Annotated in this window: 17 protein-coding genes, 2 tRNA genes and 3 rRNA genes; 13 read left to right on the top strand and 9 right to left on the bottom strand. The window is 41.3% G+C overall.

What is annotated here, in order from left to right; genetic code table 11:
- Positions 1-87: 87 nt before the first annotated feature.
- The 6 genes from CBM24_RS23675 (at position 88) to CBM24_RS23645 (ending at position 6,520) form a co-directional block, all read left to right on the top strand.
- Positions 88-1,617, top strand: a 16S ribosomal RNA gene (locus tag CBM24_RS23675).
- 121 nt (positions 1,618-1,738) lie between these two features.
- Positions 1,739-1,812 (top strand) — tRNA-Ile (locus CBM24_RS23670).
- A gap of 11 nt (positions 1,813-1,823) precedes the next feature.
- Positions 1,824-1,897: transfer RNA gene (locus CBM24_RS23665), tRNA-Ala, on the top strand.
- A gap of 227 nt (positions 1,898-2,124) precedes the next feature.
- Positions 2,125-5,006 (top strand): 23S ribosomal RNA (locus CBM24_RS23660).
- Between the two features lie 128 nt (positions 5,007-5,134).
- Positions 5,135-5,246 (top strand): 5S ribosomal RNA (rrf, locus tag CBM24_RS23655).
- Together the 16S, 23S and 5S rRNA genes with 2 tRNA genes alongside form the textbook arrangement of a ribosomal RNA operon.
- Before the next feature lie 332 nt (positions 5,247-5,578).
- On the top strand, positions 5,579-6,520 hold the full coding sequence (locus CBM24_RS23645) for a TIGR01212 family radical SAM protein (RefSeq protein WP_088162959.1): 942 nt from the start codon (positions 5,579-5,581) through the stop codon (positions 6,518-6,520).
- 152 nt (positions 6,521-6,672) lie between these two features.
- On the opposite strand, the gene CBM24_RS23640 is transcribed toward CBM24_RS23645, so the two are convergent.
- Together CBM24_RS23640 and CBM24_RS23635 are read right to left on the bottom strand one after the other, a co-directional pair.
- Positions 6,673-7,140 carry a nucleoside triphosphate pyrophosphohydrolase family protein gene (locus CBM24_RS23640; RefSeq protein WP_046671593.1) on the bottom strand — a complete coding sequence of 156 codons (468 nt, stop codon included), beginning with the start codon at positions 7,138-7,140 and terminating at the stop codon, positions 6,673-6,675.
- A 94-nt stretch (positions 7,141-7,234) separates the two neighbouring features.
- Entirely contained in the window at positions 7,235-8,851 is a 1,617-nt protein-coding gene (locus CBM24_RS23635) for a pseudouridine synthase (protein ID WP_088162958.1), read from the bottom strand.
- A 242-nt stretch (positions 8,852-9,093) separates the two neighbouring features.
- On the opposite strand from CBM24_RS23635, the gene CBM24_RS23630 reads away from it, so the two are divergent.
- Positions 9,094-9,906 carry a lytic transglycosylase domain-containing protein gene (locus tag CBM24_RS23630; protein ID WP_088162957.1) on the top strand — a complete coding sequence of 271 codons (813 nt, stop codon included), beginning with the start codon at positions 9,094-9,096 and terminating at the stop codon, positions 9,904-9,906.
- A 108-nt stretch (positions 9,907-10,014) separates the two neighbouring features.
- On the opposite strand, the gene CBM24_RS23625 is transcribed toward CBM24_RS23630, so the two are convergent.
- Positions 10,015-10,668, bottom strand: a complete 654-nt coding sequence (locus CBM24_RS23625) for a LolA family protein (RefSeq protein ID WP_088162956.1) — start codon at positions 10,666-10,668, stop codon at positions 10,015-10,017.
- Between the two features lies 1 nt (position 10,669).
- The gene (locus tag CBM24_RS23620) at positions 10,670-13,405 is read right to left on the bottom strand and encodes an FtsK/SpoIIIE family DNA translocase (protein ID WP_088162955.1); all 2,736 of its coding nucleotides are present in this window, start codon (positions 13,403-13,405) and stop codon (positions 10,670-10,672) included.
- Between the two features lie 272 nt (positions 13,406-13,677).
- Here CBM24_RS23620 and CBM24_RS23615 point away from each other — a divergent pair, with 272 nt between their 5' ends.
- Complete coding sequence (locus tag CBM24_RS23615) at positions 13,678-14,187, top strand: GNAT family N-acetyltransferase (RefSeq protein ID WP_088162954.1); 510 nt, start codon at positions 13,678-13,680, stop codon at positions 14,185-14,187.
- A gap of 120 nt (positions 14,188-14,307) precedes the next feature.
- On the opposite strand, the gene tyrS is transcribed toward CBM24_RS23615, so the two are convergent.
- Complete coding sequence (gene tyrS, locus CBM24_RS23610; protein ID WP_088162953.1) at positions 14,308-15,591, bottom strand: tyrosine--tRNA ligase; 1,284 nt, start codon at positions 15,589-15,591, stop codon at positions 14,308-14,310.
- A gap of 103 nt (positions 15,592-15,694) precedes the next feature.
- On the opposite strand from tyrS, the gene CBM24_RS23605 reads away from it, so the two are divergent.
- Positions 15,695-16,378, top strand: a complete 684-nt coding sequence (locus CBM24_RS23605) for a hypothetical protein (RefSeq protein WP_088162952.1) — start codon at positions 15,695-15,697, stop codon at positions 16,376-16,378.
- An 80-nt stretch (positions 16,379-16,458) separates the two neighbouring features.
- Complete coding sequence (locus CBM24_RS23600; protein ID WP_088162951.1) at positions 16,459-18,153, top strand: amino acid permease; 1,695 nt, start codon at positions 16,459-16,461, stop codon at positions 18,151-18,153.
- 89 nt (positions 18,154-18,242) lie between these two features.
- Here the strand turns inward: CBM24_RS23600 and rlmF are convergent, their stop codons facing one another.
- Both rlmF and CBM24_RS23590 read right to left on the bottom strand, forming a co-directional pair.
- Positions 18,243-19,154 carry a 23S rRNA (adenine(1618)-N(6))-methyltransferase RlmF gene (rlmF, locus tag CBM24_RS23595; protein WP_088162950.1) on the bottom strand — a complete coding sequence of 304 codons (912 nt, stop codon included), beginning with the start codon at positions 19,152-19,154 and terminating at the stop codon, positions 18,243-18,245.
- A 77-nt stretch (positions 19,155-19,231) separates the two neighbouring features.
- The gene (locus CBM24_RS23590; RefSeq protein ID WP_088162949.1) at positions 19,232-21,178 is read right to left on the bottom strand and encodes a KUP/HAK/KT family potassium transporter; all 1,947 of its coding nucleotides are present in this window, start codon (positions 21,176-21,178) and stop codon (positions 19,232-19,234) included.
- Between the two features lie 259 nt (positions 21,179-21,437).
- Here CBM24_RS23590 and CBM24_RS23585 point away from each other — a divergent pair, with 259 nt between their 5' ends.
- Positions 21,438-21,872 carry a T9SS type A sorting domain-containing protein gene (locus CBM24_RS23585; RefSeq protein ID WP_088162948.1) on the top strand — a complete coding sequence of 145 codons (435 nt, stop codon included), beginning with the start codon at positions 21,438-21,440 and terminating at the stop codon, positions 21,870-21,872.
- 116 nt (positions 21,873-21,988) lie between these two features.
- On the opposite strand, the gene ispG is transcribed toward CBM24_RS23585, so the two are convergent.
- Both ispG and CBM24_RS23575 read right to left on the bottom strand, forming a co-directional pair.
- Positions 21,989-23,998 (bottom strand): (E)-4-hydroxy-3-methylbut-2-enyl-diphosphate synthase, encoded by a 2,010-nt coding sequence (ispG, locus tag CBM24_RS23580; protein ID WP_198385989.1) that lies wholly within the window; start codon positions 23,996-23,998, stop codon positions 21,989-21,991.
- Positions 23,999-24,043: 45 nt separating this feature from the next.
- Complete coding sequence (locus CBM24_RS23575; protein ID WP_075994184.1) at positions 24,044-24,991, bottom strand: LiaI-LiaF-like domain-containing protein; 948 nt, start codon at positions 24,989-24,991, stop codon at positions 24,044-24,046.
- Positions 24,992-25,237: 246 nt separating this feature from the next.
- Between CBM24_RS23575 and CBM24_RS23570 the strand changes: the two genes are divergently transcribed.
- On the top strand, positions 25,238-25,972 hold the full coding sequence (locus CBM24_RS23570) for an MlaE family ABC transporter permease (RefSeq protein ID WP_046671950.1): 735 nt from the start codon (positions 25,238-25,240) through the stop codon (positions 25,970-25,972).
- Between the two features lie 9 nt (positions 25,973-25,981).
- Positions 25,982-26,740, top strand: coding sequence for an ABC transporter ATP-binding protein (locus CBM24_RS23565; RefSeq protein WP_088162946.1), 759 nt, complete (start codon positions 25,982-25,984; stop codon positions 26,738-26,740).
- Positions 26,741-26,823: the final 83 nt, after the last annotated feature.

The following is a 26,823-nucleotide window of genomic DNA, read 5'->3' as shown; positions in this document are numbered from 1 at the left end:
AAGTAATTCGTTCAATTCGATCCAAGATCAGAGATATAAAAAAAGAATTCTGATTATGTAAATAGTTGGAATCAAAAACTTCATTTTACAATGGAGAGTTTGATCCTGGCTCAGGATGAACGCTAGCGGCAGGCCTAATACATGCAAGTCGGACGGGATCCGTCGGAGAGCTTGCTCGAAGACGGTGAGAGTGGCGCACGGGTGCGTAACGCGTGAGCAACCTACCTCTATCAGGGGGATAGCCTCTCGAAAGAGAGATTAACACCGCATAACATATCTGACCGGCATCGGTTAGCTATTAAATATTTATAGGATAGAGATGGGCTCGCGTGACATTAGCTAGTTGGTAGGGTAACGGCTTACCAAGGCGACGATGTCTAGGGGCTCTGAGAGGAGAATCCCCCACACTGGTACTGAGACACGGACCAGACTCCTACGGGAGGCAGCAGTAAGGAATATTGGTCAATGGGCGGAAGCCTGAACCAGCCATGCCGCGTGCAGGATGACTGCCCTATGGGTTGTAAACTGCTTTTGTCCAGGAATAAACCTCTTTACGAGTAGAGAGCTGAATGTACTGGAAGAATAAGGATCGGCTAACTCCGTGCCAGCAGCCGCGGTAATACGGAGGATCCGAGCGTTATCCGGATTTATTGGGTTTAAAGGGTGCGTAGGCGGCCTATTAAGTCAGGGGTGAAATACGGTGGCTCAACCATCGCAGTGCCTTTGATACTGATGGGCTTGAATCCATTTGAAGTGGGCGGAATAAGACAAGTAGCGGTGAAATGCATAGATATGTCTTAGAACTCCGATTGCGAAGGCAGCTCACTAAGCTGGTATTGACGCTGATGCACGAAAGCGTGGGGATCGAACAGGATTAGATACCCTGGTAGTCCACGCCCTAAACGATGATAACTCGATGTTGGCGATAGACAGCCAGCGTCCCAGCGAAAGCGTTAAGTTATCCACCTGGGGAGTACGCCCGCAAGGGTGAAACTCAAAGGAATTGACGGGGGCCCGCACAAGCGGAGGAGCATGTGGTTTAATTCGATGATACGCGAGGAACCTTACCCGGGCTTGAAAGTTAGTGAAGAGTGCAGAGACGCACTCGTCCTTCGGGACACGAAACTAGGTGCTGCATGGCTGTCGTCAGCTCGTGCCGTGAGGTGTTGGGTTAAGTCCCGCAACGAGCGCAACCCCTATGTTTAGTTGCCAGCATGTAATGGTGGGGACTCTAAACAGACTGCCTGTGCAAACAGAGAGGAAGGTGGGGACGACGTCAAGTCATCATGGCCCTTACGTCCGGGGCTACACACGTGCTACAATGGATGGTACAGCGGGCAGCTACATAGCAATATGATGCTAATCTCTAAAAGCCATTCACAGTTCGGATTGGGGTCTGCAACTCGACCCCATGAAGTTGGATTCGCTAGTAATCGCGTATCAGCAATGACGCGGTGAATACGTTCCCGGGCCTTGTACACACCGCCCGTCAAGCCATGAAAGTTGGGGGTACCTAAAGCATGTTACCGAAAGGAGCGTGTTAGGGTAAAACCGATAATTGGGGCTAAGTCGTAACAAGGTAGCCGTACCGGAAGGTGCGGCTGGAATACCTCCTTTCTAGAGTATCGAAGATCGGTGCTCGTCACGTTACATATGATTGCAGGAAGAAAAAACATCAGAAGAAAGTGCCCGCCCCTAAGGGAGCAGGACCGAGAGAAAGAGATGAACAAGATAAGCTAGTCCCGTAGCTCAGTTGGTTAGAGCACTACACTGATAATGTAGGGGTCAGCAGTTCAAATCTGCTCGGGACTACGAAAACGAATGGGGAATTAGCTCAGCTGGCTAGAGCACCTGCCTTGCACGCAGGGGGTCAACGGTTCGAATCCGTTATTCTCCACATCTCCGGTGAAGTATATAAAGATATACTTCAGGATACCGGAAAAAGAGTTCTTTGACATATTGAAAGAGAAAAAAAATTACAAGAGAAGACAACAGTATAGAGACAATACGTGTATGTGTCTGAAGTAAGGGAGAGACCCTCGGTGAATGCCGGACGATCCCGAACCTAGCATATGTGTATATATATCAAAAGCAGCCGCATAGTAGCAAAAGGCTATGCCGGTGAAGAAAGTAAATAAGGGCACACGGGGGATGCCTAGGCTCTCAGAGGCGAAGAAGGACGTGATAAGCTGCGATAAGCTTTGGGGATTGGCAAATGCGACTTGATCCAGAGATTTCCGAATGGGGCAACCTGACTATTTGAAGAATAGTCGTATAAAACGCGAACGCGCTGAACTGAAACATCTAAGTAGGCGTAGGAGAAGAAAATAACAATGATTTCCCAAGTAGTGGCGAGCGAACGGGAAAGAGCCCAAACCGATCATGTTACGGCATGGTCGGGGTTGTAGGACCACGACATTGTACAGCGCTATGAACTGGAAGCAGGTGGGAAACTGCGCAATAAGGGTGAGAGCCCCGTACAGGTAAAGAATGTTGACATAGTGGTATCCTGAGTACCGCGGGACCGGAGAAATCCTGTGGGAATCCACCAGCACCATCTGGTAAGGCTAAATACTCCTGAGAGACCGATAGTGAACCAGTACCGTGAGGGAAAGGTGAAAAGAACCCCGAACAGGGGAGTGAAAAGAACCTGAAACCGTGTGCTTACAAGCGGTTGGAGCAGGCAGGTCCTGTGACAGCGTGCCTTTTGCATAATGAGCCTACGAGTTACTCTTGTCTGGCAAGGTTAAGTCCTTCAGGGACGCAGCCGAAGCGAAAGCGAGTCTTAATAGGGCGCATAGTCAGATGAGGTAGACGCGAAACCTTGTGATCTACCCTTGGGCAGGTTGAAGTTGCAGTAACATGTAATGGAGGACCGAACCGATAAACGTTGAAAAGTTTCCGGATGACCTGAGGGTAGGGGTGAAAGGCCAATCAAACTGGGAAATAGCTCGTACTCCCCGAAATGTTTTTAGGAACAGCGTCGGCGTAGAGTTTGATAGAGGTAGAGCTACCGATTGGGTGCGGGGGAGTCAAATCCTACCAAATCCAGACGAACTCCGAATGCTATCAAATATAGCCGGCAGTGAGGCTTTGGGTGCTAAGGTCCAAGGCCGAGAGGGAAAGAACCCAGACCATCAGCTAAGGTCCCCAAATTCGTTCTAAGTTGAACTAACGAGGTCCGGTTGCCCAGACAGCTAGGATGTTGGCTTGGAAGCAGCCATTCATTTAAAGAGTGCGTAACAGCTCACTAGTCGAGCGGCCGGGCGTGGATAATAAACGGGCATCAAGAACGGTACCGAAGCTATGGATTTGCATTGAAAGATATGCATCTGGTAGGGGAGCATTCCATCGCCGGGGAAGCAGTTTGGCAATGAACTGTGGAGGTTATGGAAAAGCAAATGTAGGCATAAGTAACGATAAGGCGGGTGAGAAACCCGCCCACCGAAAGACCAAGGTTTCCTGATCAACGTTAATCGGATCAGGGTCAGTCGGGACCTAAGGCGCACCCGAAGGGGGCAAGCCGATGGACAACTGGTTAATATTCCAGTACTCTTCATAACTGCGATGTGGTGACGGAGTAGTGACACTGCCGCGAACTGACGGAATAGTTCGTTGAAAGGCGTAGGTATAGGGACGGTAGGCAAATCCGCCGACCCTGCTGAAACCCAATAGTACAGCAAAGCTCCGGTGGCGCTGATAGAGCAGGTAAACAGACTTCCAAGAAAACCCGCTAAGCTTCAGGTTATGAAGACCCGTACCGCAAACCGACACAGGTGGTCGAGGAGAGAATCCTAAGGTGCTCGAGTGAGTCATGGCTAAGGAACTCGGCAAAATGGCCCTGTAACTTCGGGAGAAGGGGCGCTGTCTCGTAAGAGCAGCCGCAGTGAAAAGGCCCAGGCGACTGTTTAACAAAAACATATGGCTTTGCAAAATCGCAAGATGAAGTATAAGGCCTGACACCTGCCCGGTGCTGGAAGGTTAAGAGGGGATGTCATCGCAAGAGAAGCATTGAATCGAAGCCCCAGTAAACGGCGGCCGTAACTATAACGGTCCTAAGGTAGCGAAATTCCTTGTCGGGTAAGTTCCGACCTGCACGAATGGTGTAACGATCTGGGCGCTGTCTCAGCCATGAGCTCGGTGAAATTGTGGTATCGGTGAAGACGCCGATTACCCGCAACGGGACGGAAAGACCCCATGCACCTTCACTATAGCTTAACATTGAGATTGGGTACAGGATGTGTAGGATAGGCGGGAGATGTTGAAGTGGCTTCGCCAGGAGTCATGGAATCAACCTTGAAATACCGCCCTTTCTGTATTCGGTTTCTAACTCGGCAATGCCGAGGACATTGTTTGGTGGGTAGTTTGACTGGGGTGGTCGCCTCCAAAAAGGTAACGGAGGCTTTCAAAGGTAAGCTCAGTACGCTTGGTAACCGTACGTGGAGTGCAATGGCATAAGCTTGCTTGACTGTGAGACCGACAAGTCGAACAGGGTCGAAAGACGGACATAGTGATCCGGTGGTTCTGTATGGAAGGGCCATCGCTCAAAGGATAAAAGGTACGCTGGGGATAACAGGCTGATCTCCCCCAAGAGCTCATATCGACGGGGAGGTTTGGCACCTCGATGTCGGCTCGTCACATCCTGGGGCTGGAGAAGGTCCCAAGGGTTGGGCTGTTCGCCCATTAAAGTGGCACGCGAGCTGGGTTCAGAACGTCGCGAGACAGTTCGGTCCCTATCTGTTGTGGGCGTTGGAAGTTTGAGTGGATCTGACCTTAGTACGAGAGGACCGGGTTGGACAGACCTCTGGTGAACCTGTTATGCCGCCAGGTGTACGGCAGGGTAGCTACGTCTGGAATAGATAAGCGCTGAAAGCATCTAAGTGCGAAACTAGCCACGAGATGAGACTTCCTTATAGGGTCGTAGAAGATGACTACGTTGATAGGCCATAGGTGTAAAGGTTGAGAGACCAAAGCCAAGTGGTACTAATAGCCCGAAGCTTTCTCAAGCAGACAGACACTGTTGTCTTCCTCTTTAATTTTTAAGAAACAAACAGGAAACGAACCTCTTTCAATACATATGTCATTTGGCATGAATCACATGATAAGAATATCATAGATCATCCAATAAAGATTTTTAGGTGCCTATATCGGCGGTGTCTACCTCTTCCCATTCCGAACAGAGCAGTCAAGCCCGCCAGAGCCGATGGTATTGCCGTAACAGGTGGGAGAGTAGGTCGGTGCCTTTTTTTACACGGAAGCCCTTGCTGGAAACAGTCAAGGGCTTCTTTCGTTCAGATCTTTCCTTATGAAGCATCTCGCCTGTTCTAGAACTCCCGTATCTAGGTTTTTTGTATATTGCTGTACATATTACTTACTGGCCATATGAGAAATTGTTTGATCATCGTCTGCCTTCTCTTGTTTAATTTGAGATTAGGTATTTGCCAAGATGGACAGGATTACATTTTTGTTTCCTATGAAAACTATCTTCCAACCCCCAAGATAGGTATTGTTGATTTAACATTTGATCCTGAAAAAGTAATGGTCACATATGATTTTTATTGAGTAACTTTGCAGCGCAATGGGTACATTATTGGACAACGGAATTAAACCGTATAATCATTACGGGGCTTATTTAAAGCAAAAGTATAACGGACAGAAAGTGTTTAAAGTGATTGTGGATGGTAATTTTACTTGTCCCAATCGTGATGGTAGTAAGGGCTATGGTGGTTGTACTTACTGTAATGTAGATTCTTTTACACCGGATACTGCCCGGAAAATTCCTTCGATACGGGAGCAGGTAGAATCGGGTATTGAAAGAGCACGCAATAGCTATGGCGCCGAGAAGTTTATTATTTATTTCCAACCAAATACAAATACATATGCGCCGACTCATCTACTGAAAATGATGTATGATGAGGCCTTAAGTATTGATCCTGAAAATACTTTGGGGCTTTCTGTTGGTACACGTCCTGATTGTTTGGATTTTGAAAAGATTGCATTGTTGGAGTCTTATACAGATCGTTACGATGTGGATTTGGAAATGGGTATGGAATCGATCTACAACGATACATTGGAGCAGATCAATAGAGGCTGTTCTCACGACGAATTTGTTCAGGCCATGGAGATGTTGAAAGATACCCCTTTGGAGCTTTGTGTGCATACAATCTTTGGCTTCCCGTGGGAATCTGAAGAAATGATGTTGAAATATGCAGATGAAATCAACCGCTTTCCACAGATTAAATTTGTGAAGCTGCATCACCTACATATTGTAGAGGGATCTATTATGGGGGTTAAATTCAAACGTGAGCCCTTTGAACTTTTTTCGATGGAAGGTTACACCGAGTTCTTAGCGAAGTTTATTCCTCGATTGCGTCCTGATCTGATCATTCAACGTATTTTCGGGATTGCAGATAAAGAATTGTTAATTGCCCCGAACTGGGGCTTACCGAAATCAGGTATTCAAACATACATCGATAAGGGATTGGAAGCGCGTCAGGTCGTGCAGGGAAGTCTTTTTTAGTCGCCCCTAATATTTTCTACTCTTTTGATCGATCATTGTATGCTATCGCGTTATATGAATATATTCCGCGCTATAAAAAACAGCAAAGGCTTCTCTAAAGAAGCCTTTGCTGTTTACCTATAAAAAAATAGGGTACGATCACCATCTTTTATTTAGCCCTCAACAATCGTTTTTAGATCGGCTGGAGAATAATTGATAGATTTTAACGTTTTATTGTCGGCTGTTCTGAATACCAGAAATTTGCCATCAACTTCTTTATAATAGGATTCTACACCTTTTAATTTATAGTGCTCCTGTGTAGCGATGGCTTCTGCTTCGTCTTTACATGCCTTGCTCATATTGGAACGTTGAACTTCATCAAAAAGAGCTGAGAATTTATCTTTTAAACCAAATTCTAATACCGCTCCAGCAAGTACATATTGAATGTCACATAGTGCGTCTGCAATCTCTACCAAATCCTTATCCTGGATGGCTTCTTCTAATTCTTTTAATTCCTCAGCGATCAACGATACCCGTAAGGCACATCTTTGTTCAGATGGAATCGTAGGGGTGTCTAGGATTGGATGTTGGAATGTTTTATGGAATTCCGCAACGGATGAAAGTGTTTTCGGATCAGTCATATTCTTTGTTGTTTTATTTGAAAGAGCAAATATAAAAAATAAAGGACGGTTAACTGAATGACCGTCCTTTATTTTTATTTATCTTCTTACGCGATTAAATCAGGTGCTTTAATTGCACGATTTCACGCTCCTCTAAATACCTCCAACGGCCACGTGGAAGATCTTTTTTCGTTAAGTTTGCATAAACCACACGGTCCAATTTAACGACTTCATATCCTAATGACTCAAAAATACGACGTACGATACGATTTTTTCCTGAGTGGATTTGGATGCCAACTTCACGTTTTGATCCACCTTGAACATAGCTCAAGTCATCGGGTTTGATTACACCGTCTTCTAATTCGATACCAAAGCTGATTTTGTTAAAATCACCCTGTGTAAGGCTTTTGTTTAACTCGACATTATAGATTTTGCTGATGCTGTTACGCGGGTGTGAAAGTTTTTCAGCAAGACTACCATCATTTGTCATTAAAAGAAGTCCCGTCGTGTTTCTGTCAAGACGACCAACAGGATAGATTCTTTCTTTTGTCGCTTTAGAAACTAGTTCCATTACGGTATGACGCTCCTGAGGATCATCTGTAGTCGTGATATAATCTTTTGGTTTGTTCAACAAAACGTAAACATTTTTTTCACGTTTCAATCGTTCGTTGTTGTAACGGATTTCATCTGTTGCAGGATCTACCTTGGTACCCAATTCTGTAACAGGTTCTCCATTTACCCAAATGACACCAGCAGTGATAAGCTCATCAGCTTTACGTCTTGAACAAATACCAGCATTGGCGATGTAACGATTTAAACGAACTAAGCCGTCATCCTCTGCATCCTCTGCTTTTTTCTTTGGACGTTTAATATATTGTTTATCACCAAAGTTTTTGTTGTCATCAAAATTTCTACTTCTTTCGCCATCAAACTTTCTGTTAGAAGGTCTTGAAGAGTCATTTCTGTCTGAACGTTTGAAACTGTCTCTTTTATCAAAAGAACGCTCCGATCTATCAAAAGATCTTGGAGTGTCATTTCTATCTGAACGTCTGAAGTTATCTTTTTTATCGAAAGAACGCTCTGAACGGTCAAAAGATCTTGTGGAATCATTTCTGTCTGAACGTTTGAAGTTATCTTTTTTATCGAAAGAACGCTCTGAACGGTCAAAAGATCTTGAGGAATCATTTCTGTCTGTACGTTTGAAGTTATCCTTTTTATCGAAAGAACGCTCTGAACGGTCAAAAGATCTTGAGGAATCATTTCTGTCTGTACGTTTGAAACTATCTCTTTTATCAAAAGAACGCTCTGAGCGGTCAAAAGATCTTGAAGAGTCATTTCTATCGGAACGTTTGAAGTTATCTTTTTTGTCAAAAGAACGTTCTGATCTATCAAATTTATTGAAGGAATCTTTTTTGTCAAAAGATCTTGAAGAATCATTTTTATCAAATGAGCGTCCTCCTCTACCAAAGGATTTTTCTGAATTATCTTTTGAACGGAAGGAATTGTTCTCTCCTCGGAAGGGAGGTTTGTCTGAGAATTTTTTAGATCCGAAGGATCTGTTCTCACGATTATCATCTTTTCTGAAAGAACCTCTTTCAGATTGGTCATTCGACCCATATGATTTTTTTCCGAAACTATTGTTCTTATCGCCTCTAGATTTGAAGCTATCTGAGTTGCCTCGTGACTTTCTGGAGTTGTCATCACGACTGTTCCTTTTATTGCTGAATGGCATTGTGTTTTGCTAAAATGTGAACCACAAAGTTAGGTATAATTTTGGGTTTTGCGAAAAAATCCTTATCTTTTTGTCTTTTCTTGAATTTGCTGCGTTTTTACGCCAAAAAAGCCACTTTAAGTTGTCTGTAATGTAACTATTTGTTTTTTAAATAAATAGTGTTTACCTTTGTACCCTTGAATTTGAACCAAGCTATTTTTTGATCGATTGGAGTCGTGGATAGGATAGCATTAAGGGAGTGAATGATAAGAAAGAAAGTTTTATGTAGTAGTTTGATTTTGTTTGCTTTATTGCTGTCAAAATTATACTCAACCCCACACAACAACGCTTCAAACGACGATAAGATCGTTGAACCGAAGCTCGTAGTAGTTCCCGCTCATGATGGGGACGAAGAAGAAAAAAAAGAAAAAAGCAATTCGTTTGAATCTTATATGAATTCATTGACATTTGCCGAAGATTCATTACCGATGGATCGTCCGCTTGTGGAAAGTAAATTGCGCAAATTTTTCAATCGATTCTCGTTTAAAAAAACAGGATCATACGATATGCACAAAAAGGCAGAGACCTATTTGCCTATGATCGCAAAGATCCTTAAATCACATGGTATTCCGGAGGATTTTAAGTATATCCCCTTAGTGGAAAGCGGGCTTAGTAAAGCTGTTGTTTCATCTAAGGGAGCTGGTGGTTATTGGCAGTTTATGCCAGCAACAGCGCGATTGTATGGATTGAAAGTCAATGGTACAGTAGATGACCGGAAAGATCTTGTTAAATCTACACATGCTGCTGCCAGATACCTGAAATACTTGTATGCCCAATTTGGAAACTGGACCTTGGTAGCTGCAGCATATAATGTCGGTGATGGTAGTTTAAGAGGTTCTATAAGGAGACAAAAAAAGGACGACTATTTTGCATTGAAATTGAATAATGAAACGGGTTCGTATGTTTACAAACTTGTTTCTATGAAGGAAATTATCGAACATCCGCAAAAGCATGGTTATTCGCGTTATGCAAACAAAGAAAGCGAGACCTTGGATAAGGAACCCAATATGCTCTAAAATTGCGTCAAGTACAATAACGATTAAAGTACCATAAAAAAGGCTTTCCAATTGGAAAGCCTTTTTTATGGTACTGCGTTTAATCAGTGTTATAGCGTCGATAGATTTTTATCTTAAATCGACGATTTCAAAACCTTTGTAATCATTTTTGTTGAATGCAAATAGATTAGCTGAAAAGCCCTTATTGCCCTCTTGTGAGGCTAATGTATAGGTATAGCGATTACCACTTTTATCAAAAACGGTCGTATCATAGATCAGGTTGCTTGCCTTATTGATACGCAGCTTTATCTTTGAATAGTTTTTTTTGTTATCGAGCGGACTTAATTCAACGACACTTAGCGTGAGTCCCTTTACCTTTTCAGTATTGGTCAAGGTATATTTAAAACCGCTGGTGTAGAAGCTGAATATGTTTGTTGGATTGATCTCGTTGGTCGAATTGCTTGCTTCTGAGATTTCAACTTCCTTTTCGGCTTTCATGATATTCCACTGTGTCTTGGAATCCGATATCAATACTTGATTTTTGGTACTGACCTGGTACTTGTTGTTACTCTTGTCTAGGTATATTGTTCCAGCGTCAGTATGTGAGCCACCATTAGCTTGTTTAATAGCTAATGAGAAGTTGGCCTGTATTGTTTTGTATGCATTGTACTTTTGGCTTACTTTCGTCAGTAATGCTTTAGCAGCGGCATCATTTTGTGCATAACTGTTTTGGCTGTATGCAATAATTAGCAAACCTACCATAAACCACAATTGTTTTTTCATCTTAGTTGTCCTTTCTTAACGTCTCCAAAAATTGTTCTAATGAATACTCATCTGGATAAAGTACCTCGCGGGCCTTACTTCCTTCAAATGGACCTACAATTCCAGCAGCTTCCAATTGATCGATGATTCGTCCTGCTCTGTTATAACCCAATTTTAATTTACGTTGGATTAATGAAGTTGAGCCTTGCTGATGCATGACAATCAATCGGGCAGCTTCTTCGAACAACTGATCGCGGTCTTTGGGATCAAAATCCACACTACCAGAACCATCTCCGTTTTCGTCTACATATTCCGGAAGCATAAATGCCGAAGGGTAGCCTCGTTGTGCACCGATGTAGTCGGAAATTTGTTCAACCTCTGGCGTATCAACAAAAGCACACTGAATACGTATCAAATCACTTCCAGTCGCTAGAAGCATGTCACCTCGACCGATCAACTGATCTGCACCGCCTGTATCTAGGATGGTCCGTGAATCGACTTTCGATAATACACGGAATGCAAGACGTGCAGGGAAGTTGGCCTTGATTGTACCGGTAATGATATTGACAGAAGGACGTTGGGTTGCAATAACCAAGTGAATCCCTACCGCACGGGCCAATTGTGCCAATCGTGCAATCGGTGTTTCGACCTCTTTTCCTGCTGTCATCATCAAGTCGGCAAACTCATCAACAATAAGAACGATATATGGTAAGAATCGATGACCCTCCTCAGGGTTTAATCTGCGATTGATAAATTTTGCATTATATTCCTTTAAATTCCGTACCTGTGCATTTTTTAACAAATCATAACGTTGATCCATTTCTATACACAGAGAATTTAAGGTGTTGATTACCTTCTTCGTATCGGTGATAATTGCATCTCCGTCGTCAGGCAATTTTGCAAGGAAGTGGCGCTCTACTTTTTTGAATAGAGAAAGCTCCACTTTTTTAGGGTCAACAAGGACAAATTTTAGTTCGGCCGGATGCTTTTTATACAGCAAGGAGGTCAGAATGGCGTTGATACCTACTGATTTACCTTGTCCGGTCGCTCCCGCAACTAGAAGGTGGGGCATTTTAGCTAAATCGGCAATATAGACTTCATTGGAAATCGTTTTACCTAAAGCAATCGGGAGATCCATGTCTGTTTTCTGAAACTTCTCCGTAGCAAGTACTGATCGCATGGATACCATTTCCGGACTGGAATTTGGTACCTCAATACCGATTGTTCCTTTTCCAGGCATAGGTGCAATAATCCGTATACCCAATGCCGCAAGACTTAAGGCAATGTCATCTTCCAGATTTTTGATTTTTGAAATCCGTACACCTGGTTTTGGTATAATTTCATACAAAGTTACCGTTGGACCTATAGTTGCTTTGATACTTTCGATCTCGATACTGTAGTTTCTCAGTGTATCAACAATCCTGTTTTTGTTCGCTTCGAGTTCCTGTTGATTGATGGTAATTTTACCACCACCATAGTCCTTCAATAAATCCAATGCCGGATGTTGGTAGCCAGAAAGATCCAATTTTGGATCATATTGTCCGAATTGGGCTACAAGGTCACTGGCAGTAATCTCTTTTTCCTCTTTGATATCCTCAACCACCAGACCTGGTACTGCATCAGGTTCGATGGCAGCTTCTGGCTCTTGTTGAGGTTCTGCTTCAATTTTAGGTGTTTGATATTCCCGGATTAGCGGTAAGTCCTCCGCTTCAAATTCTTCGTTCGGCTGATCAATGGTAAAACTGATTGAAGGTGTATTCTCTGTTCGTTCAAGCGGACTGTCGTCGAACGAGAGCACCACTTTGTCTTTCGGATCAATTTGTACTTCAGGTACGGCGTGATGTGTAAAGGCAGGGCGCTGAAGTTCTTCCTGTATATCTTTTTCACGAGCAGATTGAAATCGCTCATTAATTGATGTTGGCCGTTGAAAAGATTCCCGTACAGATTGGATGGAATCATCTTCAATATGAATTTTGTTTCTTAGATTTTGTGGAGCGTATTCATCTTCATCCTCTTCGTCCATATCTTCGGAGAATGACTTGGATTTCCTGTTGCTGAATAGGACAAATTTAAAATCGAGGTTGTAAAGTAAGATTAATGTCGTCAGGTAGGCAAAAGCCAATATACAGCCAACGCCGACAATACCAACTTGTGCTTCCAGTAATTTATTGGTCCAAAAACCAAATTTCCCCTCGAGCATATGCGGTGTATCTGCCATAAATCCATGTAGGAAGCCTAATGTTACCGAGATAAAAACGATTGCAACAAAAGAATAGACCACAGTACGGTACAATGGAAGTAATGATTTCTTGAACAACAGGCGATATCCTAAAATGAATAATACCGGGATAAAGAGAAAAGATGCGACGCCAAACCATTCGTACATGAATTGGTTGGCAAGCAATGCGCCAAATTTCCCTAGTTTATTATCGACAACAGGTAGATCAACAGCTTCATCATGAATTTCTTCTGTAGATCTGAATAATGTCGACCATCCGCCATTGGTTTTTGCGATATAACTTTGATCGTCTTCCCAAGTGAATAAGTAGGAGACGAAAGCTGTAGCAAATGCCAATGAAAGCAAGATCAATAAAATCCCTAATATCTTGACAGCCTTTTGCTGTGCATCAGAATAATCTCTTGGTACACTATTTTTTTGACTTTTTTCTTTTTTAAATGTTGTTGATTCCTTTTGAGGGGCACGTTTGCCGGAAACTGAATTTCCTGTCTGCCTAAATGTATTTCCTTTGTTTGACATTGAAAAGCTCACAATTATACTGCTTACAAACTTAGTTATTTTGATAGTATTTTAAAGATGCTGATGGCCTATTATTTTAAGTTTGTCGTTTTTTATGAATGAATAAATTTAGATGTAGCTAAAAAGCTAGATAGCTATAATGACTAGCAAATACTATGCCCTGCAAATAGGTTTGATCAAAGAATGTGCATATCTATACAGATTGCTGTTTTGGTGTATTCTTTGGAGTTGCTGTAAAATATGTAGTTTTACGAATAAAAATAAGAGATAGGATGAACAAGTTTGAAATACGAAAAGCGACATTGGCTGATAAAGGACGGATTTGGGAAATTATACAACAAGCAATTGCCCTCAGGAAAGAACAAGGCAGCCGACAATGGCAAGATGGTTATCCGAATGAAGATGTGGTGCAGTCGGATATTGATAAGGGCTACGGGCATGTCGTTGAAGTGGAGCATAGGATTGTAGGTTATGTAGCTGTTATTTTTGATGTCGAACCTGCTTATAATGATATTGACGGAAAATGGTTAAGTGATGGTCCTTATGTCGGTATACACCGATTGGCCTCGGCGCAGGATCCGCATATGAAAGGTGTGGGCACGGGAATCATGTCTGGGGTGGAGAAGATCGCGGCTGATCATGGGGTTTATAGTATTAAGGTGGATACTAATTTTGACAATGGAGGAATGTTGCATGTGTTCGAAAAGCTGGGGTATCAATATTGTGGGGAGGTACATTTTAGAGGAGCGTCGCGTAAGGCATTTGAAAAACTATTAAAATAACCGGAACGATTTTTTAGCGGAAGAAGAACAGCTTTGGATTGTATAAAGAAGTCCCTTTTGATTTGTTCAAAAGGGACTTCTTTATACTTATGGATTATTAAATCAGGATATTGCTGATCACTAATCTGCGATAATCAGGTAATAATTCTTTTTACCGCGTTGTGCAACAATATATTTATTGTTTACAAGGTGATTTTCCGTAACTGACTCTTCTATATCAGTTGCTTTTTCTCGGTTGATAGAAACTCCGCCGCCCTGAAGCATTTTGCGGGCTTCACCTTTGGAAGGGAATACTTGTGTCTGAACAGCCAGTAAATCAAGAATATTGATGCCTGCTGCAAGGTCTGCTTTAGCGACCTGAAATTGAGGAATGCCTTCAAATACCTCTAAAACAGCCTCGTGATCTAACTTGTTCAAAAATTCTAAAGAACCATTACCAAAAAGAAATTCAGAAGTTTTGATCGCAGTTTCGTATGCTTCTTCGGAGTGGGTACGAATGGTGATATCTTTTGCCAGTGCTTTTTGAACTAAACGTAAGTGTGGCGCTGCATCATGTTCTGCAATAATAGACGCTATTTCGTCCTGAGGTTTGAGTGTGAAAATTTTGATCCAGTTTTTAGCATCATCATCTGACGTATTCAACCAAAATTGGTAATATTTATACGGAGAGGTTTTCTTTGGATCTAACCATATGGCACCAGATTCGGTTTTTCCAAATTTCTGACCATCGGCTTTTTTGATTAATTGTGTGGTGATTGCATAGGCTGTTCCCTGATCTTGGCGACGAATCATTTCACTTCCTGTTACAATGTTACCCCATTGGTCGGACCCACCCATTTGAACTTTACAGTTATGATGTTTCCAAAGGTAGTAGAAGTCATATCCTTGAATCAATTGGTAGGTAAACTCTGTAAATGAAAGACCATTGTCGCCTTCCAGACGTTTTTTTACCGAATCTTTAGACATCATATAGTTAACGGTAATCATTTTACCGATATCACGAATAAAATCCAAAAATTTAAAATCTTTGAACCAGTCGTAATTATTAACCATTTGGGCGTCATTTTCACCTTCTCCAAATTCAAGAAATTTGCCTAACTGTTTTTTCAGACAAGCTACATTATGCTGTAAGGTAGCTTCGTCCAACAAGTTACGCTCTGCAGATTTGAAAGAAGGGTCTCCGATCATTCCTGTCGCTCCTCCAACCAGGGCAACAGGTTTGTGGCCTGCATTTTGGAAGTGGATCAAAGTCATGATCTGCGTCAAGTGTCCTACGTGTAGAGAGTCGCCTGTGGGATCAAAGCCGATATAACCAGCGACTTTTTCTTTATTCAGTAAGTCTTCAGTGCCTGGCATAATATCTTGCAACATGCCTCTCCAACGTAATTCTTCTACAAAGCTCATTGTTAAATGGATTTAATTTTTTAATTTACAAGATGCAAAGATAGGAGATTAAGCGTATATTGAGCGAATAATTCCATATAAAAGCACACGCTAATAAGCTGGTATGAATTTTTTGTCACATTTCTATTTTGAGCGGTTTGCAACCAATGCCGAACGTATTGTAGGTGGATTGCTACCCGATTTATTAAAAAATGCTGATAAATCCTTTATGCTAAAGCCACGTCAGTATGAAGATGAGCTTTTGGACAATCCTTTACTGGAGCAATTGTATATAGGTTGGAACCGTCATATCGAGGTCGATCGCCTGTTTCACAATTCACCTTATTTTTTTCGTCATACACATCAACTGAAACTAAAAATACAGTCTAGTTTAGCGGGGCTGCCTATCCGGCCCTCCTTTATGGCCCATATCGCGTTGGAGCTATTGCTGGATCATATCCTAACACAAAATAAAGCGGTCTCCATCGATAAATTCTACGCTGCACTAATGCATGTCAATGAAGACGCTGTTCGGAAGTTTTTGAAAATTAATCAACTGAATGATATTCCTAAGTTTGAAAAGTTCTATCATCAGTTCATTGAGTGGGAGTATATTTATGACTATGCACAGGTGGAAAAAATTGCAGGTGCACTTTTTAATATTTGTAAGCGATTGTGGCAATTTGAAGTTTCAGTGGAGCAAAGACAGCTTCTGACAGAACAGCTGATTTCCTATTTATATACGCAGATGACCGATTATCAGGAAATTTACCAGTATATTCAATATGAGCTGGTGGACTTTAATTAGTCTATCGGAAAATACCAATAGTATAAGACCTTGAAAATATTTATTTTCGCATAATTTTAAGTATCAAAAACTAAATTTACATGTCACATAGACTTTTTCGGAAGAAAAGTGTTGATCAGATTCTGCATGACTCTCAAAAAGAGGGTGGAACGGGCCTTGCAAAGGTATTGGGGGTAACAGATCTGGTTTCGTTGGGTATCGCCGCTATTGTAGGGGCCGGAATCTTTAGCACAATTGGATTGGCGAGTTATGAAGGTGGGCCAGCAGTCTCACTTCTCTTCGTTTTTACGGCTTTTGCCTGTGTTTTTACAGCATTGGCCTATGCTCAATTTGCCAGTACAGTTCCTGTTTCAGGATCGGCGTATACGTATGCTTATGTAGCCTTTGGTGAGTTGTTTGCATGGATTATAGGTTGGGCATTGGTCTTAGAGTATGCTGTTTCCAATACGGTTATTGCCATTTCCTGGTCGCAGTATTTTGTTTCCATGTTGGAGGGCTTTGGTCTGCATATACCGGCTTGGTTATCCATGGCACCAGGCTACGCTTATGATGCTGTAGACAAGATGAACCAACATGGCGCGGCTGCCCTTACCGCAATCGACCAACATGGTCTGGATGCTTTTAATAGTGCTCCACGAATTGGAGGTCTACCTATTATTTTCGATTTACCAGCCGGTGTTATTACATTTTTGGTCACTTGGTTGGTTTACATCGGAATCAAAGAGTCCCAGAAAGCCAGTATGGTCATGGTGATGATTAAGGTAGCTATTATCCTGGCTGTCATTTTTGGAGGTATATTTTTCATTAAACCAGAAAATTGGACCCCTTTTGCACCGAATGGTCTCAAAGGCGTACTCGGAAGTGTGGCCGCAGTTTTCTTCGCGTTTATTGGATTCGATTCGATCTCCACAACTGCCGAAGAGTGTAAAAACCCACAGCGCGATTTGCCTAAGGCAATGATCTATTGTCTATTGATTTGTACTGTATTATATGTTGCCATTACCCTGGTCTTGACGGGGATGGTTAACTATACCGAATTAAATGTGAAGGATCCACTTGCTTTCGTATTTAAATATGTCGGCTTTGACCATATGGCCGGAATTATATCGGTGACCTCTGTGATTGCCATTACCAGTGCCTTGCTGGTGTATCAATTGGCTCAACCAAGAATTTGGATGACTATGAGTCGGGACGGTTTGTTGTGGAAGAAATTCGCGACGATCCACCCAAAATATAAAACACCTTCTTTTGCCACTATTGTAACAGGTTTGGTGGTTGCTATCCCTTCGTTATTTTTTAAAATGGACTTCTTTGTGGATCTAACGAGCGTGGGCACCTTTTTTGCCTTTATCCTTGTTTGTGCAGGTGTATTGTATATGGATTATTCGGGCTTATCTGCAAAATCCAAATTTAAAGTCCCTTACATCAATGGTAAATATTTAGTTGGTGCGGGGCTACTGATCGCTATTGTGCTTATTTTTAGCTATGCGCAAGAGACGATTCAGGAGTGGAAATCGCTCTCCATCCTGGAAATTATAGAACATAAAATGTTGGTCATTATATTTTGGTTAACCTGGCTTGGCCTGAGTATTTATAGCTTTAAAATGAACTTTTCGCTATTGCCTGTCGTTGGTATCCTGATCAATTTGTATTTGATGACGGAATTGGGGGCAAGTAACTGGATAATATTTGTGATCTGGCTCGTAATCGGATTGGCTGTATATTTTATGTATGGCTATAAACATTCAAAGTTAAATAAACAGGCGCAAGTATAGTATATGAGAAGCGTCGTACAATAATGGTTCAAAGAAAAGGAGCTATCTGCATAAAAGATAGCTCCTTTTCTTTGAATATCGTGGACGTATTAGAATCTCCACAAAAGGATTCGGCTTACCTTATTGCCTTGTTCCATGCGGATCACCTCGGTCTCTTTTACACTTATTTTCTTTAGTTTGTGTTGTAGAAAGCGAATGTCTTCGCGGTGAGCAACTAATGTTGTGAACCATTTTACTTGATCTTTGTGAAATTGACTTTCAAAGATCATGCGTGACAAGAAAGCTTTTTCACCACCATCACACCACAACTCGCTTCCTTGTCCAGAAAATGCTTGTGTGACAGGTTTTTCGTCTATTTTAGCTTCTTTAATGCCTGTAGTCTTACGGATTGACTGCTGTAAAGCCTCGGTTTGAGAGCTAAAAAATGGGGGATTACAGATTACCACATCATATTTCTCACCTGGAAGGATAATATCTTTGAATATGGCTTTCGGGTTATTTTGTAGACGGATTTGTATACTCTTTTTTAAGCTCATATTTGTCCGTGTTATCTCGATTGCATTTTTGTATGCGCTCTTGATAATTTCAGATCCTACAAAGCTCCATCCATACTCCTGATGCCCGATGATGGGGTAGATACAATTTGCACCAACACCGATATCGAGTATATGGATATTTCCACCTTTTGGAATCTCACCATTATTATCCCTTGCAAGCACGTCTGCGATGTAATGAATATAATCTGCTCGGCCCGGGATAGGGGGGCAAAGATTCTCTTTGGGAATATCCCAGTGTTGAATGTGGTAATATTTTTTTAGAAGCGCCTTGTTTAACGTTTTAACAGCATCGGGATTGTTAAAATCGATGGATTTTACGTTATAAGCATTTTCTATAACAAAATCTTTGAGCGAAGGTTCGACTTTGCTCAATTCTTCAAAATTATAGTTATCGAGATGTCTATTTCTAGGGTGTAATTTCTTTTTTGGATTAGCGTCTGCCATGATGTATTATTTGCAACAAAAGTAATGCAATTCTATTGAATAAAAAAGGTGATGCTTGGGCATCACCTTGAGGAGTATTAATCTTTCCGTATGAGATGGACCTCTGAAGTCTGAGGAAAATTGAGTGGAACCCGCTCAATTGTAACGAAGCTGGAATCTAAACCGAAACCTTTTTCTTCGGACAAACTCATTTTTTTGAGGTAACCATAGATGTCCATAATTACCTTCTCTATCCATGTCATTTGGTTGGTTTTGGAGAGTACTTTTTCCAAAACAACAAACTTAAAGTCACCTGGAATATTGTGTTTACGTAAAGTGTCGTATTGACTGGTAATATCAATTTCACCTTTTTTTACCATTTCCTCAACTACTTTTCTGAACAGCAGGCTGATGCGCTGTTCTTCTCTAAAGCCAAGTTTAAAATCAACGCGTATTAACTTACCCGGGATAAGCTGATCGATCGAATACTCTTTTGTATGTGGATGATCCATCACATCAACGTGGACGAGCCAATATACATCCGCACGTTTTGGTTTTTTATTAATAATTGAATAAATAATTTTAGCCTCTATCTCGGATTTGAAATTTGCACTTGTCAGATACACCAAATGTGATGCATATGGAGGAACCGATTTATCCTCGCTCAATTCGGAGATAATTGGGTAGTATTTGTTGATGTTAATGAAGTTAACGAAACGATTTTTAATTTTTCGCGCCGTGTACCAGCAATACATTGTTCCAAATAACGCAGTGGCAAGCATCAAGGTTAACCAACCACCATGCGCTATTTTGACACCATTTCCTATTAAGAACGTTAATTCAATAACAAAATAAGCAACCAAAAATACCGCAATAAGCACGCGATTGACCTTTTTCATGGCGAGGAAGTATCCCATTAAGATTGTGGTCATCAATACCGTTAAATTGATCGCAAGCCCATAGGCTGCATCCATTCGGCTTGATTCTTCAAAAACCCAGATGACGATCATACAGCCGACCCATAAAATTAAATTGATGGATGGTACATACAATTGTCCTTTATGTTCGCTGGGGTAGCGGATAGCCACCTTAGGCCATATATTCAAACGTACGGCTTCCGAAATTAGGGTATAAGAGCCAGATATCATGGCTTGACTGGCGATGACCGCTGCAATCGTTGCGATAGCGATACCGTAACCGATAAACCAATCGGGCATGATTGAATAGAACGGATTTTCACCCCCTAGAACACGTCCTTCCTGTGTTAATAACCAGGCTCCTTGCCCGAAATAATTTAGTATAAGTGTGATTTTTACGTAGATCCAGCTGATGCGGATATTGTTTTTACCACAGTGTCCCATATCCGAATACAATGCTTCGGCGCCTGTAGTACATAAAAATACTGCACCGATCAATAATAGTGAATGGGGGTAAGTAATTAAAATATGGAAGGCATAGTAAGGGTTGATTGCTTTCATCACTTCCGGTGCGAGGTGAAGATGAGATAAACCAATTACACCGATGATGGAAAACCAGATGGTCATTAATGGACCGAAAACCTTTCCTACAACGGATGTTCCAAATCGTTGAATAATAAACAATAAGGAGATAATTGTAACTACAATAGGTACTGTAGGTAATCCTGGGAATTTGAGATCCAAACCTTCAATAGCCGAGGATATTGTGATGGCAGGGGTGATCATTCCGTCGGCTAATAAGGTCGCCGCACCGATCATCGCTGGAAAAATTAACCAAGGGGCACGCTTGCGTACCAATGAATAAAGGGATAGGATACCACCTTCACCTTTATTGTCCGCCCGGAGAGTGATCCAAACATACTTTACTGTTGTCTGGAGGGTCAGTGTCCAAAAAACACAGGATAGTCCGCCCAAAACTAAGTCTTTTTGAATGGCTCCTTGTCCCATGATTGCTTTGAAAACATACAATGGAGAAGTTCCGATATCTCCAAAAACGATTCCTAAACTGATCAATAATCCGGCGAAACTCACCTTATTGATACTGTTGTGATGACTGTTGTCTGCCATTTATCAATTATTTTATTTCAAAATATACTGCAAAAATATACTTTTTGCCTGTACTTTAAGTAGGTACATTTCCTGCGCCAAATTTTAGCATTTACTTTGACATGCGCAAGAGCTGTTAAAATTTGTTAAAAGAAACTTAGAATGAATCTATTTGCTGAAAAACTTTTAAACAAAATACTAACTTTGTTGTTGATAATTCAAATAGTTAGCGTTATATTTGATTAAACCGTAACCAGTATTTGAAGTCTAATTTAACACTATGGGGAGAAATCTACTTAAAGCAGCTTGTTTAACACTTTTATCCGCACTGACATTGTGCAGCGGGGTGACTCGGGTGTATGCAAAGTCTCCTTATGACCATACTATTTCGCAACATATTTGGGACGGTACTGAGGCATTTGGGGAAGACAACAACATCAAGGACACAGAGAAACTTATCAATAATGTGAAGGTTTTCTATAATCCGATTGCGGAGCAAATAAATCTTTCTTTTAAATTGGCAAAATCGTCGAGTGTCTCTATTAAAGTAATGGATGCATTGGGCAATGAGATTCTCCAATTAATGAATGGCAACCTAGATTCAGGAATTCAAAATCTTTCCTTTGAGCATGGCGGAAAATTAACGACAGGGTTTTACTTTGTACGGGTAGTCGCTGGTTCAGAAACTGTGGTGAAAAGATTTTCTGTTCGATAAGGAGGTCTGTTCGATAAGAAGGTAAGATATAATGTAAGTGCATTCGTATACATAAAACAGCAAAGGGAATCATTTGATTCCCTTTGCTGTTTTATGTAAAGCTTCATTTGTTAATTCTAGTCTTGTTGTATTTCTTCGATCCACAGTCCATCATCTTGAATGATCTTGATCAATTCGTCTAAGGCATGTGCGGAACTTACATTTTTCTTAACGATCTGCTGACCTCTATATAGCGTCACCTTATCAGGTCCCGCCCCAACATAACCATAGTCAGCGTCCGCCATTTCTCCAGGGCCATTAACGATACAGCCCATAATACCAATTTTTAAGCCTTTTAAGTGATTGGTGCGGCTTCGGATCATCTGCGTCGTTTCTTGGAGATCAAATAAAGTTCTGCCACAACTTGGGCAGGAAATATATTCTGTCTTGGATATTCTGGATCGTGTTGCTTGTAAGATTCCGAAAGAAAGCGAGGCGATGTTCTCCAATGCTGTTGCCGGAGAGTCAATCCAAATTCCGGAACCCAAACCATCGATTAATAATGCTCCTAGATCAGTAGAGGCGTACAGCTGTATTTTTGAAATAGGTTCTTCGGGATTCATAAAATCACCAATGGGTCCTGAGAAATCTTCTTCCAAATAAGAACGTTTGATAATGACAGGATTATCGATACCGATTTCCTGTAGATTTCGAAAGAACTGTCTTTGATCTGCCATACCGTGCAAATAATCGGTTTCTACTATAAATACGACAGTTTTGTCAAGCTGTAAAGATTCAAACAGTGGGGTTAACAAATCTGAATTACAGATTTTGACCATATTCAGGACTTTATCCTTGTTGTCCGACTTTACGAATTCGTCTAAGGTAAAGAGGGGATGAATATTAGTTTGATCGGTAAGTTTTGACCAGGTGTTATAGTTATATACTTGCTTCAGATTTGCCGGCATCGTAAAGGATGGCAAATTGTCTGCGAGATAGACAAAGTCTACAGACTGCTCACCCATGTGGTATTTATCTAATAGGATATCATAGCGATAGCCAACTTTGGAAAGGATCTGAGCGTCTTTCAGATTTTCTTTAGAAATGTCGACCACAATTCGTGGTACCAAAGAACCACCGATGAACGTATTTACTTCTTGGCTGGTATAAGGAATATGTGGTGTCTCTGGAGAGAGCTGAACAATCTCTTGTTTGGGTTGAATCGCGATGTTTGCCTTTCTTTTACTATATCTATTGACAAGTGCTATAGCGACTGGAGCTTCCCGTTCAGGCTCTTCGGTTAACGATACACGTACAGTATCACCCAGTCCATCTTCCAAAAGTGTTCCGATACCAACGGCAGATTTTACACGACCATCTTCACCGTCTCCAGCTTCGGTTACACCGAGATGTAGGGGATAGTTCATGTTTTCGGAAACCATTTTTTCGACCAGCAATCGGTAGGCTTTGACCATGACCTGTGGGTTGGATGATTTCATTGAGATACAGAGATTGTAGAAACTCAGATCTTCACACATCCGGATAAACTCCATGGCAGATTCGACCATTCCTTCGGGGGTGTCGCCGTAATGACTCATGATCCTGTCCGACAGTGAGCCATGGTTGGTACCAATACGCATGGCGGTACCATTTTCTTTGCAGATATTTACGAGCGGAGTGAATTTTTGATAGATGCGCTCTAACTCACGCTTGTATTCAGCATCGGTATAAGATAGCTGATCAAACTTTTTCTTGTCTGCATAGTTACCAGGATTGACTCTTACTTTCTCGACGATACGAGCGGCAACCTCGGCAGCATTTGGTGTAAAATGAATATCAGCAACTAAAGGGACCTTATAGCCTCTTCTGCGAAGTTCACTTTTTATGTTAGCTAAATTTTGTGCTTCTTTAATACTGGGAGCGGTAATACGAACGTATTCGCAGCCCGCCTCAACCATTCGAATGGTCTGCTCAACCGAGCCCATCGTATCCATTGTATCTACTGTAGTCATACTTTGAATACGAATGGGATTATCGCCACCCATGGGAATATCACCGATCTGAATTTCCCTCGTTTTCCATCTCGAATAATCTACCTTGGAATTGCAATAGATTCCAGGTAATGTCAACATATTACTTGTGTCCATATCTAACACAAAGTTAGCTTTTCTTGGCTAAAAATTGGCTGTCAATTAATATCTTCTAATTTTTATTGACGCGATGCCACCGTTGATGTCGAAATCGAATTTTTGAGCGGCCGAATCGTAATTCGTCGATTTTACCTCGCCTTCGCTTTTTAGAAAATCGCCCTCATAATCTGTTGAGGATAATGCATTGTCGCTTGTAATGCGGCAGGCAGCATTTTTTGGGATGGAGATTTCAATAGAGGAAGCTCCGGCATCCATCGAAATTTTAGTTGTTGCTAGGGGCTGTCCTAATTTTAGCTTTAGGCTAGTCGCTCCAGCATCAATATCCAATGTTTCTATCTTGTAGGGTGAAAGATCCAACTTGGCATCAATTGCACCTACGTCAAAATTCAGATTCCATAGGATGTTAGGGTTTAAAGCGATAAACGTATTGTTGTTTTTGCTGTTAAAATCCTTGTTTTTGAATTTTCCCTTTAAGTTGATATCTAATTTGTCTGCGGACTCTCCATGTACAGTTACGCCCAGTAAATATTCTTTTGATGTGTTAAATGCCGAGAAGATTTCTGTCGTAGTGCTACTATCATTTCTTAATGAAGTGGCCCCCAAATCGAGGTTTAAGGTAGCGCTATGGATTTTATCGTCCAACGGTACATTGAGTTTTTCTGTTGTATAATTTGTTTTGTCGTTAGGGTCGTCGATATTGATGTTGACACCTTTGCTTTTCAATAATTGTGTTAAAATCGGCTCTTTTGGTGTCGACAGCCCTATGTAAGTCAAAAAACCTAAAATCACTACGGTAGAACCAATGGCGACAAACTGTCCAATCTGTTGGTCTTTGGGTACTAGCATACGAATTCCGGCTAGGACAATAAACAGCGGCCAGTATCTAAAAATACCTACCCAGTTGAAAGAAATCGTGTTGAGCTGTGATAATAATAAGACAACTCCTATAAAGAGAATGGTGATACCAGTTGTTATTCTTCGTGTATTCATAACTAATTCCGTTTGTTAATATGTCTCAAAAGTAAGTCGCTTTGAGAGATACCGTATGAATGTTTAGGCTATTATACATAAAAAATCGGTAAATGTGACTAATTGATCGGTAAGTAATTTCGTTTTTCGTATACTTTTTGGGTTTTTGCTTGTTTATATATTTGTTGGAATTAATTACCTTTAATGGATTGCTTGGTTTAGCATAGCCGTAAAATTGGCGTAATACATTGAAATTAAATAGATAATATGATCTTTCATCACATTGGTGCATATCTCATACTCCTGAAATCAGTTTTTAAAAGACCAGAGAAAGGTCGAATTTATTGGAAGGAAACCGTGTTGGCAATGACCGATATTGGTATAGGGTCTTTGGGACTTATCGTTATTATTTCCACCTTCATTGGAGCTGTTATGACCATGCAAATTGCCTTTCAGATGGTTTCCGACTTGATTCCAAATTCTATTATAGGTTCGATCAACCGGGATTCAAATATTTTGGAATTGGGACCAACGATCTCGGGACTAGTCTTAATGGGAAAAATTGGGTCGTCTATATCTTCACAGATCGGATCCATGCGTGTTACAGAGCAAATTGATGCCTTGGAAATTATGGGGATCAATGCCCCTGGTTATTTGATATTACCCAAAATATTGGCGGGTATTACCATGATTCCGATGTTGGTTATTATTTCCATCGTATGTGCCTTAGTGGGCGGTCTGTTGGGCGGGTCACTTTCGGGTGCTGTGACACAGGCGGATTATATTTTAGGAATTCAAGATGGCTTCAACGGTTTCACGGTGACAGTTGCCCTTGTTAAAGCTGTTGTGTTTGGGTTTATTATTACCTCGATATCAGCTTATAAAGGGTATAATGTAAAGGGAGGAGCTTTGGAAGTTGGGCAAGCTAGCACAGAAGCAGTTGTAGTTGGCTGTATAACTATTCTTGCAGCGGATTATGTGATAACCGCATTAATGCTTTAAAAAGATTTTATGATTCAAATCGAAGATATTAACAAGTCATTTGGAGACAATCACGTTCTGAAGGGTATCAGTGCAAATTTCGAACCTGGAAGAGTGAGTTTGATTATCGGAGGGTCGGGTTCCGGAAAGAGTACTTTATTGAAATGTATTGTGGGCCTGCATCAACCGGAAAAAGGAAAAGTGATTTTTGATGGCAAGGATTTTACTCGGATGAATTTTGAAGAGCGCGTTCCTATTCGAAAAGAAATAGGCATGCTTTTTCAAAATTCAGCGCTGTTTGATTCGATGACGGTCGAACAAAATATCATGTTTTCGTTGGACATGTTTACGGATATGTCCAAAGCGGAGAAATTGGATCGGGCAAATCATTGTCTGGAACAGGTTAATCTGGAGGGAAGAAATAAATTGTTCCCTGCGGAGCTTTCGGGGGGGATGAAGAAGCGGGTTGGAATTGCACGCGCAATTAGTATGAACCCCAAATACCTTTTTTGTGATGAACCCAATTCGGGATTAGATCCGGAGACTTCGATTGTTATTGATGAATTGGTGCTAAAAATTACACAAGAATTGAAATGTACAACAGTCGTTGTTACACATGATATGAATTCTGTGATGGGAATCGGTGAGTATATTTTGTTTCTCTATAAGGGACAAAAATTCTGGGAAGGTTCCAATAAGGATATGATGCGATCGGATGTGGAAGAATTGAACAACTTTGTTTTTGCAAGCCCATTAATGAAAAGTGCTAAGGCTTCTATGGGGCAATAACACGTGAGAAGAAGGCTTTATTGCGCTTAATTTTATGTGTTTGATCGGCGTTAGCATCGTGCAGATTTCTTTTATATTGAAAT

The sequence above is a fragment of the Sphingobacterium sp. G1-14 genome (genome assembly GCF_002196555.1).
Classification (GTDB): Bacteria; Bacteroidota; Bacteroidia; order Sphingobacteriales; family Sphingobacteriaceae; genus Sphingobacterium; species Sphingobacterium siyangense.
The sequence above is the reverse complement of the archived record's forward strand: the minus strand, read 5'-3'. Positions and strand labels throughout refer to the sequence as shown.

Excerpts from the sequence above, each read along its gene's own strand:
- CBM24_RS23640 (WP_046671593.1), bottom strand. The coding sequence starts at position 7,140 with ATGACTGATCCGAAAACACTTTCATCCGTTGCGGAATTCCATAAAACA.
- CBM24_RS23630 (WP_088162957.1), top strand. The coding sequence starts at position 9,094 with ATGATAAGAAAGAAAGTTTTATGTAGTAGTTTGATTTTGTTTGCTTTA.
- tyrS (WP_088162953.1), bottom strand. The coding sequence starts at position 15,591 with ATGAGCTTTGTAGAAGAATTACGTTGGAGAGGCATGTTGCAAGATATT.
- CBM24_RS23600 (WP_088162951.1), top strand. The coding sequence starts at position 16,459 with ATGTCACATAGACTTTTTCGGAAGAAAAGTGTTGATCAGATTCTGCAT.
- CBM24_RS23590 (WP_088162949.1), bottom strand. The coding sequence starts at position 21,178 with ATGGCAGACAACAGTCATCACAACAGTATCAATAAGGTGAGTTTCGCC.
- CBM24_RS23615 (WP_088162954.1), top strand. The coding sequence starts at position 13,678 with ATGAACAAGTTTGAAATACGAAAAGCGACATTGGCTGATAAAGGACGG.
- CBM24_RS23605 (WP_088162952.1), top strand. The coding sequence starts at position 15,695 with ATGAATTTTTTGTCACATTTCTATTTTGAGCGGTTTGCAACCAATGCC.
- CBM24_RS23575 (WP_075994184.1), bottom strand. The coding sequence starts at position 24,991 with ATGAATACACGAAGAATAACAACTGGTATCACCATTCTCTTTATAGGA.
- rlmF (WP_088162950.1), bottom strand. The coding sequence starts at position 19,154 with ATGGCAGACGCTAATCCAAAAAAGAAATTACACCCTAGAAATAGACAT.
- ispG (WP_198385989.1), bottom strand. The coding sequence starts at position 23,998 with ATGGACACAAGTAATATGTTGACATTACCTGGAATCTATTGCAATTCC.
- CBM24_RS23585 (WP_088162948.1), top strand. The coding sequence starts at position 21,438 with ATGGGGAGAAATCTACTTAAAGCAGCTTGTTTAACACTTTTATCCGCA.
- CBM24_RS23565 (WP_088162946.1), top strand. The coding sequence starts at position 25,982 with ATGATTCAAATCGAAGATATTAACAAGTCATTTGGAGACAATCACGTT.
- CBM24_RS23620 (WP_088162955.1), bottom strand. The coding sequence starts at position 13,405 with ATGTCAAACAAAGGAAATACATTTAGGCAGACAGGAAATTCAGTTTCC.
- CBM24_RS23635 (WP_088162958.1), bottom strand. The coding sequence starts at position 8,851 with ATGCCATTCAGCAATAAAAGGAACAGTCGTGATGACAACTCCAGAAAG.
- CBM24_RS23625 (WP_088162956.1), bottom strand. The coding sequence starts at position 10,668 with ATGAAAAAACAATTGTGGTTTATGGTAGGTTTGCTAATTATTGCATAC.
- CBM24_RS23645 (WP_088162959.1), top strand. The coding sequence starts at position 5,579 with ATGGGTACATTATTGGACAACGGAATTAAACCGTATAATCATTACGGG.
- CBM24_RS23570 (WP_046671950.1), top strand. The coding sequence starts at position 25,238 with ATGATCTTTCATCACATTGGTGCATATCTCATACTCCTGAAATCAGTT.